Genomic DNA, 17,039 nt, shown 5'->3' on the forward strand with positions numbered 1-17,039 from the left:
TTTTTCCGCCTTCCGTACCTTCTAGATATCGTTTTACTGCTTTTATTTTATCTTTTGAAGAAAATTTAGCCATAAAAAATGCACCTCCAATTGTTAGTTATGTGTCTAACAATTGGGGTGCACTTCAATTACTCAAGTGGTCTTTTTGTATATATTTTGTAATTGTTCGATTGCATTCTCTGCTTCTTTCATAACTCGCTCCACTACATGCTGAGCTGATTCGATTCGAGCTAATGATGCTGCCTGTCCTGCCCAAAGTGACATATATTCTTCCTTATTTTGCTTCGCTGCCTCTTGGCGTATTTTAGAAGTTAATACGTTTTGCACTGGATACATCGGCAGCCCTTCTTCTTTTCCTTCATGTCTCTCTATAAATTCATTCCGAATACCCCGCGCATATTTCCCAGAAAACGCACGAGTTACAGTTGTGCTCGTATCTGTACTATGTAAAACCGCTTCTTTATACACATCGTGCGTAATACTCTCTTCACTTGTTAAAAAGGCCGATCCCATTTGAACACCTTCTGCTCCTAGTGCCAATGCCGCAACAAGCCCTTGTCCGTTCATTACACCACCTGCTGCGACAATTGGGATATGCGGAATAACCCCTACTAACTGAGGTATTAACGCAAAAGTACCAATCATAGCATCTCGTTCTTTCCCAATAAACGTTCCTCTATGCCCTCCTGCTTCGCTACCTTGCCCAATAATAATATCTACTCCTAGCTCAGCAAGTACTTTCGCTTCCTTCACATGGGTAGCTGTTCCGATAACTTTTATTCCACTTCTTTTTAAATCATTTATTTCTTCTTTTTCTAACGTTTGAAATGCAAAGCTAACGACCGGTACTTTTTCATCTAATAGCACTTGTAATTGTTCCTTATAGCTTTTTGGAAGCTTTAACGTTCCTTCTACTTCTATACCTAATTCTCTATTCACTCCGCTTAGTAATACTTTCGCCTCATTTACCTTCTCTTCTTCTATTTCTATCTCTTTCGTTACAAGTAAATTAACACCGAAAGGCTTATCTGTTAGTTCTCTTATTCTATAAATCGCTTCACGAATTTGTTCTGGGCTCATATAGCCCGCTCCAAGCGTCCCTAATCCTCCGCTATTACTTACTGCTGCAACAAGTTCTGGCGTCGTAATCGCGCCTGCCATACCGGCTTGAACAACGGGATACTCAATTTTTAATATGTCTGTTACTCGACTTGTAAACATCATTTCCCCTCCTATTTCCCTTATATCTTCTTTATTTGATAAGCTTTCCCCTGCTTTTGCAAGGGTTGAACTTCATATGAAGCGAATATATTGAAAGAGAAGGAGGCTGAGCTTAATGATTTATCCAGATGCATTAAAACAAGGTGATACAGTAATGATCATTGCACCATCTGGTCCACCTACAATCGAAAATGTATTAAAAGGTGTGAATGTATTACAAGAGATGGGGTTATCCGTAATAATCGGGAAGAGTGTTTACGAGAAATATGGATTTTTAGCCGGAAGTGATCAAGTTCGGCTTGACGATATACATGAAGCATTTACAAATAATGAAGTGAAGGCCGTTTTCTGTGCACGAGGTGGTTACGGAAGTGCTCGTCTCCTCCCTCACATTCAATATGAAATCATTCGGCAAAACCCTAAAATCTTTTGGGGATATAGCGATATTACAGCTTTACATACTGCTGTTTCACGTTATGCAAAGCTTGTGACATTTCATGGCCCAATGGTTGAAGAATTAGGGAAAGGTGTAGATTCTCTTTCTTTATCTTCTTTCAATCAGCTATTCCATCCGTATTCAACCATTTTATCTGCATCAGAATGTATCGTACCTAGCTCTCACAGTACAGTTACAGGTACGTTAGTTGGAGGAAATTTAGCTGTGTTAACAAGTATAATTGGCTCGCCCTACGAGATAAATACGGACAATACACTTTTATTACTTGAAGACATTGGTGAAGAACCGTACCGCATTGACCGTATGTTAAATCAGCTACTTTTATCTGGAAAGTTTAATGAATGTAGGGGCGTTATTTTCACAAGTTGTCACGACTGCACTCCTTCAAAGCCATCTCAATCATTGCAAACAATATTATATGAATATTTCGCACCATATCATATACCGGTCCTATTCGGTTTACCAATTGGACATATAAATCCAAACATCGGTATTCCACTTGGAGCTACAGCGACAATAAACACGAATAATAAAACAGTCTCTATTTCTTCCGGTATAGCCACTCCATATTCAAATTAAAAAGGAAAAGCGATTACGCTTTTCCTTTTACTTATAATAATTAAAAATTCGTCCAGATGCGATATCTGCAATTTCTTCTGGAATAAATGTTTTACTTATATCAGTACCAACATTTAATACAGCTGTAGCATCTTTCTCAATGCTACCAAATAACTCTTTCCCACGTATCGTAATAAGGGGCGTTCCTTCTGGCAACACATCTTTTACAAATTCCATTTGTGTAAAGAACGGAACGATCCATCTACCTTCTCCTTGGAAATGACGCAAACGAAGTATTCCCTCTGTTGCCCCGTCCTCTGCTTCTAGTGAACCAGCAACATAAAACTCAGTAGATAAGAGCAATTCATAAAATTCCTTTTGCTTCTGTTTATCATCCCCTGCTACAACAAGTACCTCTTCTAATTTCTTTACTGAAATTTGCTCCATATGATGCCACCCCTATTTTCAAAATGATTGTACTTAGATTATACGAAATATTCTTATTTTTTTCTACATAATTTGTAATTATTTTCTTAAAATAATTTTAATACTTCTTTTGTCGTCACAATCGTAGCAAACTCTTCATGTAAATTTACAAGTGTCATACTGTGAATATCTTCTGCACTATACTCCTTACCATCTAAACCTTTACGGTTAAAAGTAGCCGTTGCATCACTCACTAAATATGTTGTAAATCCTAAATTCCCTGCCATTCGTGTCGTAGTTTCCACACAGTGATTTGTCGTTAATCCTACAACCACTACTGCATTACATTTGTTCTCTCTTAATTGCTCTTCTAAATTTGTCCCAATGAACGCGCTATTAACGAATTTATGAATAACCACTTCACCAAGTAGTGGTTGCACTTCTTCTTTAAAGTTTACCGTTTCCGCTCTCTCATAAAACATTGACTGCGCATTTTCTTTATTTACATGTTGAATATGAAAAACTGGTCGTTTCCTTTTTCTCCATTCTTCTAATAAAATTCTCATGTTTTCTTCAGCAAAAATATTATTTCTCTCGCCCCAATCTGGTAATTGAAATGCCTTTTGTACATCGATTATGATAAGTGCTATTTGATTTGTCATCATTTCCCCCTTAATTTGGCTGTAATTGAAATAGAAAACCAAGTTGTTGTGACGCAGTAATAAAGCAAACATAGGCGCAAAGCTCTACAATTTCTTTTTCTGTCCAATATTGTTTTAATACGTGAAACATAGTATCATCTATTGCTTTTCGGTCATGAACAAATGTATGCGCAAAAATAACAGCTACACCAATCTCCTCTGCCTTTTGCACATCATCAGGTCTTCCTTTTGCCATACAGTACGGACATTCATTCCCATACGCTAATGTTCTTCTCACTTGCTCCTTCAACTCTGCTGAAAGAGTTCCTTTATTGTACAGTGTATCTTCTAACGTACTCCACGAATGTAATATATCCGAATTATGCCCTAATAACTTTTGAAACTTTGTATCTCCTACATTTGATAATGAAATTCTCTCCATCATTTCCCCTCCTATTTCCTTCTGTTTTATTGTAAAATAAATAACGTTCACTTTACATTTCATATGAATCTTAATTTATATTTTTCCTTTACAAAAATCATTATTTTACTGGAGGTATATTTACAAATGCAACTAGACCGTGTTGATCGAAAAATTTTAAATGAATTATATAATGATAGTCGCCTTTCGATGCGTGAATTGGCGAAACGAGTAAACTTATCTGCTCCGTCTACTTCAGAACGTGTTCGTAAGCTCGAAAGCGAAGGTGTTATTCAAAAATACACAATCGATATTGATTATAAAAAGGCTGGACTCGTTTTAGATTGTATTTTAGAAATCACTTTAAAAAATGGTGATACAACACGTATGCAACAGTTTATTCAGTCTTATCCATCTGCAAGTTTTTGTTACCGAGTAACAGGAAGCTTATGCTACATTGTAAAAATTTCTGTTCCTTCACTCGTTGAACTTGAAGAATTTATCAATGATGTTTCTTCATATGCAACGACCGTTTCTCATATCGTATTATCAGAAGTATCTCTTACTCCTGATATTGAACATATCTTCCCAGAAGATTAATTTATTTTTATTCATAAAATATAAAAAAACCCCTTACAATAAGAATAAAAATAATATATTATGTATTAAAATACATAAGGTTCGAGAAAGGGGCTTTACATTGAAAATCTGGTTTTATGAAAAAACGGCACAATTAGATGACTTGCTTGGTATTTGGGACAATGTTCCGACCATCCCGCGAATTGGTGAAAAAGTTGAGATTTTAAAAACAGTCCGCACTGTTACAGATATTAAATATGTAAAGAACGGTAATAATTTCCGCGTGGAAATTATTACAAATTAAAAAGTAGCTCTTAAGGAGCTACTTTTTAATTATCTATTATGTGCTTTCTTTATAACGATTTTATCTTCTTCTACAGATACTGTTACATAATCATTTTCTTCTAACCTAAGCTTATTTACAGCCTCATCTGGTAACTCTATGGCCATCAATCTATCGGTTACGATCACTTGACTATACACTTCATTTTCTTGTGATGAACTCACTACTTTTTGCTCATTTATAAAACGTACTGGTGGCACGCCAACTTCTTTTACTGTACGCCATTGTTTCCAAACATAAGGAATTAACCAAAGTAATCCAACAACTGTAAGACCGATACCAATCCATAAATTACTTTGCGCTTGTAATTCAGTAATTGAGATTGTACCACTTTCTTCTCCACCAAAAAATTGCATACTTGTTGCAATCAAATTATTTAGAGCGTGCACAGCTATATTCGTCCATATATTTTGTGTCTTTATATATAAAAGACACATAACGACACCAAACATGAACGCACCAATAACATCAAAATGTCCTAAGCCAAAAATAATTGAAGATATAATTACAGCTTTTTTAATTCCCCATTTATAAGCCATTCGCTGTAAGAAAAATCCCCTAAAAATAACCTCTTCCATAATAGGTGCTAACACACATGCTGAAATGAAAGTAAATATCGTCATATATACGTTACTCGTATTAATAACATTTCCGTCTTCTAGCATAGTAACTAAGAAATTCGGTAACGTATGTGCTAATATGTAAAATTGAATCTGAGATATGCCAACTGAAAAAATCATTCCCATTATCGTTGCTAATACAATTAATCCCCAAGGTAAATGTCCTGGCTTATAAAAAAAACTGTTAAATACAATATTATTTTTATTTGTTTTTACGTATAGCCAAAGTAACGGAAATACAAAAAATACAGTTATTTGTGAAATAACCTCCATCGTATTCTCAGAAACATTTGCTAGACCTAATGGGATCATTATAAGGAGCACCCCTATAATCATCCATCCAAAAAAGCTACGTAGCCTTATACGTGAAAATGCATAGTGCATATAGAACACCCCCAAAGATAGTAAAAATACAATAAAACTTTAATCAATACTTTATAGGCAATCCTTTCCCTATAAATAGCAGGATAACTAAATTATAATATGAATATAGTTGAAATTCTTCCTATTTTTCTCAAATCATTTCAAACAGCATATCTCTTAAAATAACATATCGCTGTTCTTCAGGTTGCAATCTAAGAGAAATTTATGTAATAAAAATCCCCGTTTTTACAAGCGGGGATTTCTTTTATTATAATACGTCACGTTTTTGGAATAATGCACTTGATGCTACAAGTAACACAACAAAGTATGCAGCTACAAGTAATAATGAAGTTGTAAACGTAAATTCTGTAAATGTTGGTTCCATTCCACCATTGATTAATTTATTACTATCGTAAGCTCTTAAATCCAAATGGTTGAATACTACAAACTTCGCTACACCTTTTGCAAACATTATTAATACCATATTAATTGCACCTTGTAAGAAGAATAGGAACATCGTAATAATTAATGGTAATACAGATTTTCTAAAGACATTTGCTAGGAAAAATGCAAGTGTTGCAAAAAAGAACGGTGAAAGTAGTTGATATAAAGTGGACTTCATTACGATTCCTAATGTTAATTCTGTTTTACTACCATCCATTACAATACTGCCAATAATCATTGCAATTAGCATACCAGCTAATACGATAAATAACATTGCTAATAACACTGTAATATATTTAGAAAATAAAACTGCAAGTCTTTTTCTTGGACGGATTAACAATTGTTTAATTGTACCTTTTTGGAACTCATCAGTAAGAGTACGGGCAGCAAGTGTAATCCCAAAAATCGTTGTAAATAAAACAATTAAGCCAATCTCTGAGTTTGCATAATCTAAATATGACCCCTTAAACTCATCACCTTTTCCCCACTTCAACATTGCTAAAGTACCTAAAATTTCGAGTGCCGCAATGACACCAATTAAAATATACATACCTTTTTTCGCATGCAACTTTAAAAATTCATTTTGAATTAATTTAAACATTACGCTTTCACTCCCCCAGTAATCGCTAAGAACTCATCCTCTAACGTTTTATTTTGAACAGTAACGCCATATACAAGCACATCAGCATGAACAAGTTTTTTTACAAGTTGTGGAATGTTGTCTTTTGTTACAGATGCTACAATTACATTCCCTTTTGCTTTGCCTTTAATGATTTCATTTGCTTTCTGAACTTCATCTACTTCAAACGCTACAACGACTGCCTCATCATGTTTCACTTTTTCATGTAAGTTGTACTCTTGTACAAACTCACCTTGTTTAATAATAACAACGCGATCACACATTAATTCAATTTCACTCAATAAGTGACTTGATACGATTACAGCAATATTCTCTTCTTTCGCTAAACGTTGTAAATAATCACGAATTTGGCGAATACCAGCTGGATCTAATCCATTTGTCGGCTCATCTAAAATTAAGATTTTCGGCTGATGAAGTAATGCCTGTGCAATTCCTAAACGTTGTTTCATGCCAAGTGAATATGTTTTCACCTTTTTATGAATCGCATGCTCTAACTCAACAAGCTTTATAATCTCAGCAATGCGCTCTTTACTAATTGGTGTAATGGCCATATTCGCAAAATGCTTTAAGTTCTGCATTCCTGTCATATAATCATATAGTTCAGGATTTTCTACAATCGCTCCAATTTGCTCTAGTGCCTTTTCACGCTCCGAGCGAATACTATGTCCACAAATTGTAATATCGCCCTCTGTCATTGAAATAAGACCTGTCATCATACGGATCGTCGTCGTCTTACCGCTACCGTTCGGTCCAAGGAAACCGTATACTTCTCCTTCACGAACCTCAAATGATAAACCACGAATAATTTCCGTTCCACCAATCTTTTTTCGAACATTCTCTAACTTTACTACTACGTTTCCCAATGCTGATTCCTCCTTTAGACTTCTAGTTTTTTATCGATAATGCGACCTGTTATATAAATAAGTAGAACAAATATACCGATTGAAAAAGCAATACTATATAAATTCATAAGTTTTTCTGGATAGAGAAACACATTCACTTCTGATGATTCATCTATATATACTAACTTTGCTATTAAAGGCGTCGTAGGTGCAAGACCACCCAACATTCCATATATAGTACCTAATAATTTTGTTACTAGTAAAAATAAGAAAAATACCAGTGGATATTTTAACTTCTTCTTTTTCAAAGAAAACACTTTAACGCTTGCTACTGAAAAAAGTAATACTAGCAATATGCTTGATAAATTAAATACATATAACATAGTACTAAAGAGGTGCTTTAGTGGATTGAATACACTTTGAGTAAATAATACCTCATAGAGCTCTGTACCTTTTATTATTTTCATAGAAATACCATATAAAAAAATAGATCCTATTAATTCGAAAATAAGTAAATAAATTACAGCGTATAACAATATTGCTAAAACAATCTTTTTACCGGATATCGATGTTAACCGAAATAATGTGCTTTCAGTCATTTTTCCAAATGCAGACACCGCCTGAATAACTATCATTGCTAAAAAAGTTATATATACTAGAATAACGAAACTAACTATAATTGTTTGTCTTACTTCTCCTGATTCTTGCTTAATATAATTCCCCAAACTTACGAAAGCTACAGCGACAACGAATATAAATGTTAACAAAGAAATAATTATTTGCTTTTTATTTATATTGTACATATATATTAAGCTCGGCTTCATCTACTAAACACCTCCTTAAACACCTCTGTAACAGCTTTTCCTCTCTGAAAACGTAACTCTTCTACATTTTCATACAATACAATTTCCCCATCTTTTAAAAAGATCACTTCATCAAAAATATTTTCAACTTCGTTTATTAAGTGCGTCGAGATTAGTATCGTACAATCTTCTCTATAAAATTGTAGAATGAGATTCAATATGTGCTCTCTAGAAACAAGATCAATCCCGCCAAGCGGTTCATCTAATACGTATAACTTCGCTTTCCTCGAAAACGTTAATATAATTTGAAGCTTTTCAACCATACCTTTTGATAAAGCTGTAATTTTTTCTTCTAACGGTATTTTAAATTCTGCAATCGTATCTACCGCTTTTTGAATATCGAAATCATTGTAAAAATCCCGGTAGAAAAATAAAGCGTCTTTTACAGTCATCCAATCATCAAAGATTGGCTTATCGGACATAAATGAAACGATTTCTTTCGTCTGTAATCCTACCTTTTTACCGTCTATTGTAATACTACCTTCAGAAGGGTGTTGCAAGCCTGCAATCATTTTCAATAACGTCGTTTTCCCGCTCCCGTTATCTCCAACAAGCCCAACGATTTTCCCTTCCGGAATCTCTATGTTTAATTCACGAATCACTGCTTTTAATCCGTATCTCTTCCATAAATTTTCTATTTTTAATAGCTCTGTCATTCGCTCTCCTCCCTTTTCTCATGTAATGAAGAACGAAGAATTGTAAGAATTTCTTCTTCTGAAAAACCTAAATTGTCCATTCCATCTATAAAAGAATGAAGTAATTCTTTCGCCATCTCTTTTCGTAGCTCCATAATTTTCTCCCCTTCATTCGTTACATACCGTCCCATTCCTCTACGTGTGACAACAACTCCATCCCGTTCTAGCTCTTGAAATGTACGCTGAATCGTATTTGGATTCACTTGTAATTCACTCGCTAATTCACGGACCGAGGGAATTTTATCACCAGGTAATAAATGTCCTGTTACGATCTCTTTTTTTATGTATTCCATTACCTGAATGTAAATTGGTGTATTTGGAGAAAACTCTATTTTCATTTCTTCCCTCCTTTTGTATCAGTGTACTAGTTAAATAATACACCGATACAAAAGGTTTGTAAATACCCATTTAATTACAAAAAAGTTCTATCCGTTAAACGAATAGAACTTCCCAAATATAAATCGCTATACAAAAATAATAGTGTTATGTAAACAAAATTATAAAGAAAAACTGTCTTATCAATGAATAAGACAGTTTTTCTTTATAATCCTATATTAAAAGTTAAACACGAAGTCATCGTCAGCTAACTTTTCAACGTTCGTTGCTTTTACGTAACCATTTCCTTTTACAGAGAAGAAATCATGGTTTTTCGTATCTGTACGTAAACCATTTAAAACGATTGGGTTAATTTCTTCTTCTTCAAACTTCGGCTCAAGCCCTAAGTTCATAAGCCCTTTATTTGCATTGTAACGAACGAAACGATTTACATCTTCTACAAGACCGATAGAAGTGTAAATTTCTTCTGTATAGGCCATTTCAATTTCATATAGTTCCATTAATAACTCTTGTGTTTCTTTTTGCACTTCTTGTTGCTCTTTTGCAGAAAGTTCTGCGAAGATTTGTTGTGCTAAAATACCGACGAATACGCCGTGAATTGACTCATCACGAATTATCAAGTTGATAATCTCACCACTTGCTGTTAGTTTTCCTTGACCAGCTAAGTAAAGTGGATAGAAGAATCCGCTATAGAATAAGTAACTTTCTAAGAACACACTTGCTACCATTGCCATGTATAACTCTTTTTTTGTTACTTCAGGCTTTAATAAACGACGATAGTAACTAGTAATAATACCAGCTTTTTTCTCAAGTAACGGATGATTGTCTACCCAGTCAAAAATATCATCAATCTCTTCTTCTGTAGCTAGTGTTGTGAAAATGTGACTATAACTTTTCGCATGTACTTCTTCCATAGCTCCCATGAAAGCTAATACACTTTTCGCTTGTAAATTTTCAAGATGAACAAGTACAAGTGGCATTCCTTCGCCACCTTGTTTCGTATCTAAAAGTGTTAAACCACCTAATACACGTTTATAAGCAATTTGCTCTTCTTTCGATAATTGCACCCAAGTATTTTTGTCAGACGAAACCGCAATTTCTTCTTCTGTCCAAAACTGAGCGATGTTTTGCTTCCAAAACATTAAACTAAAATCATCTTCTTTTTTGTTCCAGTTTACCGCACGCATTAAATCGCCCCTTTTCTAAATATGATAACTAAGCATGAGCAGGGTTCAGAAAACCCTGCTCATCATGTCTCACTTTTTATATTAAACGGTACAAGCCACACACTCTTCCACGCTTAATTTACGTGTTCTCGTATAATACAGACTCTTTAAGCCTTTTTTATGTGCATAGATGTAGTAACGTGCTAATTCACGTGTTGAAATATCACTATTAACGTAAAGAATTGTACTAATTCCTTGGTCAATATGTTCTTGAATTTCTGCGATTAAATCAATTAATTTAAACTGATTCATATCGTAAGAAGATTTATAGTACCAGAACGTATCTTTTGATAAATACGGCATTGGATAATATGTTGTCGCGTTCGCATATGTTCTTGATTCGATTTGACTTACGATCGGCATTACGCTTGAAGTTGCATTTTGAACGTAACTGATTGATTGTGTTGGAGCAATGGCAAGACGATATGAGTTGTATAAACCATTCTTCTGAACTTGCTCTTTTAAACTTGTCCAATCTTCTTTTGTTGGAATATGAATTCCTTCGAATAGTTGCTGAACTTTTTCAGTTACTGGGCTGTAATCTGTCGTTTCATACTTTTCGAAGTATGTGCCATTCGCATAATCAGATTTATCGAAGTCTTTAAATGTCTCGCCTTTTTCTGTAGCGATTTCCATACTTTTCTCAATAGAGTAGTAATTTAACATCATAAAGAATGTACGAGCGAATTCTTTCGCTTCTGCACTTTCATAAGCGATTTTATTTTTTGCTAAATATCCGTGTAAGTTCATTGCTCCAAGTCCAACTGAATGAAGCTCGTCATTTGCTTTTTTCACAGTTGGTGCATTTGGAATAATCGTCATATCAGAAACAGCTGTTAAAGCTTCCATTCCCGCATGAACTGCTTCACGAATTTCTTTATTTTCCATTACGTTTACGATATTTAACGATCCTAAGTTACAGTTAATATCACGACGGATAATGTCATCTGTACCGTAATCATTTATTTCTGAAGTTTCTTGAAGCTGGAAGATTTCTGTACATAAGTTCGACATCTTCACAGTTCCAATATCCTTCAATGGATGTTGATTATTTGCATTTGATTTAAACATTAAGTATGGGTAACCAGACTCAAGCTGAATCATAGCGATTTTAATAAGCATATCACGTGCACTAATATCTAGTGGCTTCTTCTTCACTTTCGGATTGCTCATTAATTCATCGTACATTTCATCAATGTCAATATCATCTAAATGCTTGCCATATTCTTTATAAACCGTATAAGGCGCGAAAACATGGAAAGGTTCGTTTTTCTCAGCAAGTTCAAAGAACTTACTTGGAACGATAATTCCGATTGATAGAGACTGAATACGGCTCTTCTCATCGGCATTTATTTTTTTTGTATCAAGGAATTCAATAATATCCCAATGGAAAATGTTTAAATATACTGCGCCGGCACCTTTTCGTTGGCCAAGCTGATTCGCATATGAAAACGAATCTTCAAGCAATTTCATAACAGGTACTACACCACTTGCAGCGTTGTCGATACCTTTAATTTGCTCACCACGTGCGCGTAGCTTAGATAAGTTTAAAGCTACTCCACCGCCGATTTTCGATAATTGCATTGCTGTATTAATGTTAAAGCCGATTGAATTTAAGCTATCGTCCATCTCTAACAAGAAACAAGACACCATTTCTCCTCTTCTGCTTCTTCCCGCATTTAAAAAGGTTGGTGTCGCTGGTTGGTAGTTTTGTTTTACAATCATGCTTGCGAATTGTTTTGCCTTCGAAACATCACCGCGTCCTAAGTATAATGACACAATTGCTACACGATCTTCATAGCTTTCTAAGTATTGTTTTTGATCATTCGTTTTTAACGCATAATCTTTGTAGAACTTAGATGCTGCCATATAAGATTGGAACTCGAAGTTTTCACCATAAGCGATGTTATATACTTCCTCTACTTCCTCCAAGCTATACTCGTCCAGAACGTTGTAATAGTAATCATGTTCTTTCATATACTCCATTCGCTCTGCCACGCTATTAAAAGGAACGGTATTCTCTCTAGCTTCTTCCATAAAGACTTCTAATGCCTCTTTATCTTTATGAAGCTGATAAAAACCGTCCTGCATTTGCGTGATTTCATTATTCAGTTCAATGTGTCGCAATCTCCCGCACCCTTTCCTTAAAATATTTTACATCGTTATTTGTTCCAGACAACTCAAATTTTGATACAATAGGCACTTCATATTTAGTAGAAATCTTGTCAGCACTTGCACCGAACATGTCTCCCCAGTTACGATTGCCGCTTGCAGATACGCCTTTTAATTTTTCATTATTGCGCTCTAAAAAGTCTAAAACACGTTCTGGTACATTTCCAAAACCTGTTGTATACGTAATAAGAATAAAGTCTTCATCTATTACTAGATCTTCATCAATTTGAACGGCCGGCATATTTAATTTGTGAATGAAACGCTTCACGTTTCCTGTCATAGAATCATATGCAACTAACATTTCCGACCCTCCCTCTCAAATCTATATTCTCTATATGTCGTTCTTGATTTCTCTATATATTGTATTACGTTTCAAAATAAGACACAAGATATATGTATAAATTCTTTCTTTTTTTAACTTTTACTTTTCGACATGATAGCCGTTTTTTTTCAATACAATGACTATGAAACAACATTCTAAAACTCATGTCAATAAAGTGCTTTTCAAAAAAGTTGTCAACGAATTTAACCTTATTTTTAAAAAAGTTAATAATATATTTTGTCATAAAACGGTAGATGCTGAAGAAATATATTTCTCCAGCATCACGCAAAAAAGAACAGATATGAAACGATAATCTGCTCTAAAAAACGATTACATTTATCAAATTTACCTTATTAAATATATTATACATATACTTTCGTTTTTCGTTACATACTAAAAGATAACTATTATAGAAAAAGATTATTATTATGGAACTTCAATTTATTTATGAAAAGTTTATTCAGAGTACTCAATGCGCAAAATATCTTTTACAAATATATGATGTGGATTTTCATCTTTATCAATCATTGTACATACAGGAGCCTCTTCATCAAAGTATACAATCAGTCCTTCTACGTACTGATATGTATGTTGAACTTGTACAGTTACTTTAATTTCTATTGCTTCTTCATATGCTCTTTTTATTTTCTGAAGCATTTTTGCTGAACATTTTCGTTTCTCTGGATACATAACCATTCCCATAAATCGATTGCCGGCTCTATCTTTCCACATATAATCCCAATGTGGTAAAATGCCTTGTTTAAAATCGCCCATAATTCCCCTCTCCTTTATCTTTTATTTATCCCGCATGAAACGTCCGTTTGGTGAAGGCTACTAATCAGTGAGAGATGCCCTGCTGATCAAAATTCCCCCTTATGAACGTGGCGTTTCTGAATATGTATAAATCACTTGCCCGCCTCGCTGTGCGTTACCAATGAAATGCTTAAAGTCTTCTCTATTTACAACAACTTCTCTGAACGTATAAAATACATCTTTCGTAACAACATACTCCTTTATTTCACCATTTTTTAGCTGATCTAAAATTGTATTTGCTAATTCTTTATCCATGTATTTCACCTCTCTGCAATATTTTATTTTATCTTATATTCTATAGGTCAACAACTGTAAATTTATCCCGCTATTTGCAGGTAGTCCGATTGGTGTTGACTACTAATCAGTCGTGGAATGAACAAAAAATCTTACTGATTAACGTTTCACTTTATCTCGTTGTTATGCCATGATTTTATTTTCGTTATTTCGCAAACAATATTGTTTTACTATATGTCCACTAAATATCATATACTAACATAGCTACTTCTCTATATCAAACATTTCGGCATTCAATTATGCAAAGTTCCATACCACTATGCTACAATATACAAATAGAACTAGGAGGGATACTATGATTCGGAAAGCAAAAAAGACAGATGCAATGGCAATAGCTCCTTTATTGTATAATGCTCTGCATGAAATTGCTGAAAAAATCACAGGTAGCACAGTTGAAGCAGAAGTATTACTAGGACTTGAGACATGGTTCTCAAAAGAAAATAACCGTCTGAGCTACGAAAACTGTTTTGTCTATGAACAAGACGAGAGTGCAGTTGGAATTATTGTCGCTTATCACGGTAGTGAAGCAACACAGCTTGACGCACCAATTGTACATCACTTAAGAGCATTACATAAAGATGAATCAATTACGTTAGAAAAAGAAGCTGAGCTTGATGAGTATTACATTGATACATTATCAGTTTCAAGTGCACACGGCGGAAAAGGTATAGGTTCTAAATTAATTGAAGCTGCCGAAATCTATGCAACTGAAAAAGGGCATAAAAAAATCGCTTTACTTGTTAATTTAGAAAACAAACGCGCCTATTCACTATACGAAAAGTTAGGTTATAAAAAAGATGAAATTGTTATGCTAGTAGGGGAACCTTATGCTCATCTCGTAAAACCATTAAACGTCAAAATTTCTATATCTTAAAAAGAAAGCACACGATTTATATAAATCGTGTGCTTTTATGTTAAATTTGTATTTAATATATTTCCATCCATCGCCTCGTGAAACGTATATGTTGTACATCCCCATGGCTCTCTGTGCAAAATAGGAGAACCAGACCATCCCATCGCTCTCAGTTCGGCACCAATCATTACATTCACATAATTATGACCTACAAGAGCTATACTTCCATGCACGAGAGCATAACGATGTAACAGGTAAGCCGCTTGCCTTACCCTCTCTCTTACTTCCTTATAAGACTCAACATCTTTATGGTAGCCAAGTATCCATAATGTTCGTCCAATGAACATCCATACCTTAATTGTGCATTTCAACCACTTCGGAGCAAAAAAGCATGAAGGAACTTCAGCTTCTCTAAAAAGAGAATTTTGCATAAAAGATAAAGAATCCGTCAATTCAGCTGCTGATTGTACAGCACGCTTTTGATCACTTGTTAAGACAAATTTCGCTGCTTCAATTGCCTCTATTGTTTCTATCGGTATTTTAGCTTTTTGTATCATTGACTCGGAATCATACTGTTTCATCCATTCGTGAAATGAATTAATTGTCATCGGTTCTCTTATACGACTTAAACAACCATGACGAATAAAAGAAATCTTCATTCTTTTCACTCTCCATTCATCACTTATGAACTCTATTATGCACTAGTTCTAAACATCATACCACGCAAAAAAATAAAGTTATATACCTTTACATCTCCCCACCACTATCATGTGTTATCGAAGCATGGATACCATCCATCCCATCAAAATATGTACTCGTATCATATTGACGAATCTTTTTTAAATGCATATAAGAAAATAAAAATAAAACTAAAGCTATAACACTCCCCACAAATTCAAACATCATTTTACCGCCTCTAATTTCTCCCACTTCAGCAGGTTATTCTACTTTTTCATTATACCTCGATATAAAGATTCTCGTATTTTTGCTATTTTTTCTAAAAAACATGGATTTTCTACATATTTTCTTACAAAAAGTGAATATTTTTCGAATTTTTACTTTGGAAACATTTACAAAGTAGGAAATATGGTTCAAAATAGGAGGAAATAAAAAAACCCAAATTTATTCTTTTTTTGGGAAAACTGTAACAAGGAGAGTTGCTTATGCAGATCGCAGAAACTGGAGATATCATCGAATTTAAAGGTGGAATGCAAGGCCGTGTTCAAAAAGTAAATCAAAACTCTGTTATTGTTGATATAACAATTATGAAGAATTTTAGAGAACTAGATATGGAACCTCTTACAGTTGTAAGTCATAAAAACTATACTGTCATTAATCAAAATGCATAATATAATAGAAAGAAAGGGCCTGTATAGTATACAGGCCCTTTCTTTCTATTAACGATTATCAATTGTTTCCGGATACAGATCGTGGTTCATCATGCGGTAGTCAGCCATTTGTTCATACTTCGTACCTGGGCGACCGTAGTTGCAGTATGGATCAATTGAAATGCCACCACGTGGTGTGAATTTCCCCCATACCTCAATATAACGCGGATCCATTAATTTAATTAAATCGTTCATAATAACGTTCATGCAATCTTCGTGGAAATCACCATGATTGCGGAAACTAAATAAATACAACTTTAAAGATTTACTCTCTACCATTTTTTGCTCTGGAATATAGCTAATATAAATTGTTGCAAAATCTGGTTGTCCTGTTTTCGGGCATAAACTTGTAAATTCAGGACAATTGAACTTTACAAAATAATCACGGTTTGGATGATTATTATCAAATACCTCTAATATTTCTGGGCTATATTCAAATAAATATTTTGTATTTTGATTTCCTAATAATGTTACATCTTTCAAATCTTCATCTAATCTTCCTGTCATTTTAAACATCCCTTC

23 protein-coding genes are annotated in these 17,039 nt (G+C 34.3%); 5 read left to right on the forward strand and 18 right to left on the reverse strand.

The genetic code is table 11. From position 1 onward, the window contains the following. Positions 1-132: 132 nt before the first annotated feature. On the reverse strand, positions 133-1,221 hold the full coding sequence (locus tag EBQ15_RS16580; protein WP_000495278.1) for an NAD(P)H-dependent flavin oxidoreductase: 1,089 nt from the start codon (positions 1,219-1,221) through the stop codon (positions 133-135). 115 nt (positions 1,222-1,336) lie between these two features. Between EBQ15_RS16580 and EBQ15_RS16585 the strand changes: the two genes are divergently transcribed. Then, complete coding sequence (locus EBQ15_RS16585) at positions 1,337-2,257, forward strand: S66 peptidase family protein (RefSeq protein WP_000639987.1); 921 nt, start codon at positions 1,337-1,339, stop codon at positions 2,255-2,257. A 27-nt stretch (positions 2,258-2,284) separates the two neighbouring features. Here the strand turns inward: EBQ15_RS16585 and EBQ15_RS16590 are convergent, their stop codons facing one another. The 3 genes from EBQ15_RS16590 to EBQ15_RS16600 form a co-directional block, all read right to left on the reverse strand. Continuing rightward, positions 2,285-2,683: an SseB family protein gene (locus EBQ15_RS16590; RefSeq protein WP_000435265.1), complete on the reverse strand. Its 399-nt coding sequence runs from the start codon at positions 2,681-2,683 to the stop codon at positions 2,285-2,287. An 86-nt stretch (positions 2,684-2,769) separates the two neighbouring features. Continuing rightward, positions 2,770-3,324 (reverse strand): cysteine hydrolase family protein, encoded by a 555-nt coding sequence (locus EBQ15_RS16595; RefSeq protein ID WP_000184434.1) that lies wholly within the window; start codon positions 3,322-3,324, stop codon positions 2,770-2,772. A 10-nt stretch (positions 3,325-3,334) separates the two neighbouring features. Beyond that, positions 3,335-3,745 carry a carboxymuconolactone decarboxylase family protein gene (locus tag EBQ15_RS16600; protein WP_000439754.1) on the reverse strand — a complete coding sequence of 137 codons (411 nt, stop codon included), beginning with the start codon at positions 3,743-3,745 and terminating at the stop codon, positions 3,335-3,337. A gap of 126 nt (positions 3,746-3,871) precedes the next feature. Between EBQ15_RS16600 and EBQ15_RS16605 the strand changes: the two genes are divergently transcribed. Next, complete coding sequence (locus EBQ15_RS16605; RefSeq protein ID WP_001175505.1) at positions 3,872-4,324, forward strand: Lrp/AsnC family transcriptional regulator; 453 nt, start codon at positions 3,872-3,874, stop codon at positions 4,322-4,324. 100 nt (positions 4,325-4,424) lie between these two features. Then, on the forward strand, positions 4,425-4,607 hold the full coding sequence (locus EBQ15_RS16610) for a DUF3913 family protein (RefSeq protein WP_000707107.1): 183 nt from the start codon (positions 4,425-4,427) through the stop codon (positions 4,605-4,607). A 29-nt stretch (positions 4,608-4,636) separates the two neighbouring features. Here the strand turns inward: EBQ15_RS16610 and EBQ15_RS16615 are convergent, their stop codons facing one another. From EBQ15_RS16615 to EBQ15_RS16670, 11 genes are all read right to left on the reverse strand, one after another. Continuing rightward, on the reverse strand, positions 4,637-5,650 hold the full coding sequence (locus EBQ15_RS16615; RefSeq protein WP_000558818.1) for a CPBP family intramembrane glutamic endopeptidase: 1,014 nt from the start codon (positions 5,648-5,650) through the stop codon (positions 4,637-4,639). 247 nt (positions 5,651-5,897) lie between these two features. Then, entirely contained in the window at positions 5,898-6,674 is a 777-nt protein-coding gene (locus EBQ15_RS16620) for an ABC transporter permease (protein ID WP_000475431.1), read from the reverse strand. Continuing rightward, positions 6,674-7,576, reverse strand: a complete 903-nt coding sequence (locus EBQ15_RS16625; RefSeq protein WP_000528786.1) for an ABC transporter ATP-binding protein — start codon at positions 7,574-7,576, stop codon at positions 6,674-6,676. The genes EBQ15_RS16620 and EBQ15_RS16625 overlap by 1 nt, the downstream gene beginning before the upstream one ends. 14 nt (positions 7,577-7,590) lie before the next feature. Continuing rightward, on the reverse strand, positions 7,591-8,379 hold the full coding sequence (locus EBQ15_RS16630) for a hypothetical protein (RefSeq protein WP_000804806.1): 789 nt from the start codon (positions 8,377-8,379) through the stop codon (positions 7,591-7,593). Further along, positions 8,376-9,074 carry an ABC transporter ATP-binding protein gene (locus tag EBQ15_RS16635; protein WP_000137710.1) on the reverse strand — a complete coding sequence of 233 codons (699 nt, stop codon included), beginning with the start codon at positions 9,072-9,074 and terminating at the stop codon, positions 8,376-8,378. The genes EBQ15_RS16630 and EBQ15_RS16635 overlap by 4 nt, the downstream gene beginning before the upstream one ends. Continuing rightward, on the reverse strand, positions 9,071-9,451 hold the full coding sequence (locus EBQ15_RS16640; RefSeq protein ID WP_000687513.1) for a GntR family transcriptional regulator: 381 nt from the start codon (positions 9,449-9,451) through the stop codon (positions 9,071-9,073). The genes EBQ15_RS16635 and EBQ15_RS16640 overlap by 4 nt, the downstream gene beginning before the upstream one ends. A gap of 216 nt (positions 9,452-9,667) precedes the next feature. Beyond that, entirely contained in the window at positions 9,668-10,636 is a 969-nt protein-coding gene (nrdF, locus tag EBQ15_RS16645) for a class 1b ribonucleoside-diphosphate reductase subunit beta (protein ID WP_001203030.1), read from the reverse strand. A gap of 81 nt (positions 10,637-10,717) precedes the next feature. Then, positions 10,718-12,802 (reverse strand): class 1b ribonucleoside-diphosphate reductase subunit alpha, encoded by a 2,085-nt coding sequence (nrdE, locus tag EBQ15_RS16650; RefSeq protein WP_001215835.1) that lies wholly within the window; start codon positions 12,800-12,802, stop codon positions 10,718-10,720. Continuing rightward, on the reverse strand, positions 12,789-13,148 hold the full coding sequence (gene nrdI / locus EBQ15_RS16655; protein ID WP_000959448.1) for a class Ib ribonucleoside-diphosphate reductase assembly flavoprotein NrdI: 360 nt from the start codon (positions 13,146-13,148) through the stop codon (positions 12,789-12,791). Before nrdI ends, nrdE begins: the two co-directional genes overlap by 14 nt. A gap of 477 nt (positions 13,149-13,625) precedes the next feature. Beyond that, complete coding sequence (locus EBQ15_RS16665; protein WP_000502196.1) at positions 13,626-13,943, reverse strand: hypothetical protein; 318 nt, start codon at positions 13,941-13,943, stop codon at positions 13,626-13,628. A 99-nt stretch (positions 13,944-14,042) separates the two neighbouring features. Further along, the gene (locus tag EBQ15_RS16670; protein WP_000356684.1) at positions 14,043-14,237 is read right to left on the reverse strand and encodes a hypothetical protein; all 195 of its coding nucleotides are present in this window, start codon (positions 14,235-14,237) and stop codon (positions 14,043-14,045) included. 334 nt (positions 14,238-14,571) lie between these two features. Here EBQ15_RS16670 and EBQ15_RS16675 point away from each other — a divergent pair, with 334 nt between their 5' ends. Further along, positions 14,572-15,150: a GNAT family N-acetyltransferase gene (locus EBQ15_RS16675; RefSeq protein ID WP_000619548.1), complete on the forward strand. Its 579-nt coding sequence runs from the start codon at positions 14,572-14,574 to the stop codon at positions 15,148-15,150. A 35-nt stretch (positions 15,151-15,185) separates the two neighbouring features. Here the strand turns inward: EBQ15_RS16675 and EBQ15_RS16680 are convergent, their stop codons facing one another. Further along, positions 15,186-15,788, reverse strand: coding sequence for a histidine phosphatase family protein (locus EBQ15_RS16680; RefSeq protein WP_000703096.1), 603 nt, complete (start codon positions 15,786-15,788; stop codon positions 15,186-15,188). A gap of 88 nt (positions 15,789-15,876) precedes the next feature. Beyond that, a complete protein-coding gene (locus tag EBQ15_RS31195) occupies positions 15,877-16,032 on the reverse strand; it encodes a hypothetical protein (protein WP_016117452.1) in 156 nt (51 codons plus the stop codon). A 260-nt stretch (positions 16,033-16,292) separates the two neighbouring features. Between EBQ15_RS31195 and EBQ15_RS16685 the strand changes: the two genes are divergently transcribed. After that, the gene (locus EBQ15_RS16685) at positions 16,293-16,478 is read left to right on the forward strand and encodes a YkvS family protein (protein ID WP_001165082.1); all 186 of its coding nucleotides are present in this window, start codon (positions 16,293-16,295) and stop codon (positions 16,476-16,478) included. 48 nt (positions 16,479-16,526) lie between these two features. Here EBQ15_RS16685 and queF read toward each other — a convergent pair whose 3' ends face one another. Then, complete coding sequence (gene queF, locus EBQ15_RS16690; protein ID WP_001986050.1) at positions 16,527-17,024, reverse strand: preQ(1) synthase; 498 nt, start codon at positions 17,022-17,024, stop codon at positions 16,527-16,529. Positions 17,025-17,039: the final 15 nt, after the last annotated feature.

The organism is Bacillus sp. 2D03, assembly GCF_003946765.1.
Classification (GTDB): domain Bacteria; phylum Bacillota; class Bacilli; order Bacillales; family Bacillaceae_G; genus Bacillus_A; species Bacillus_A cereus.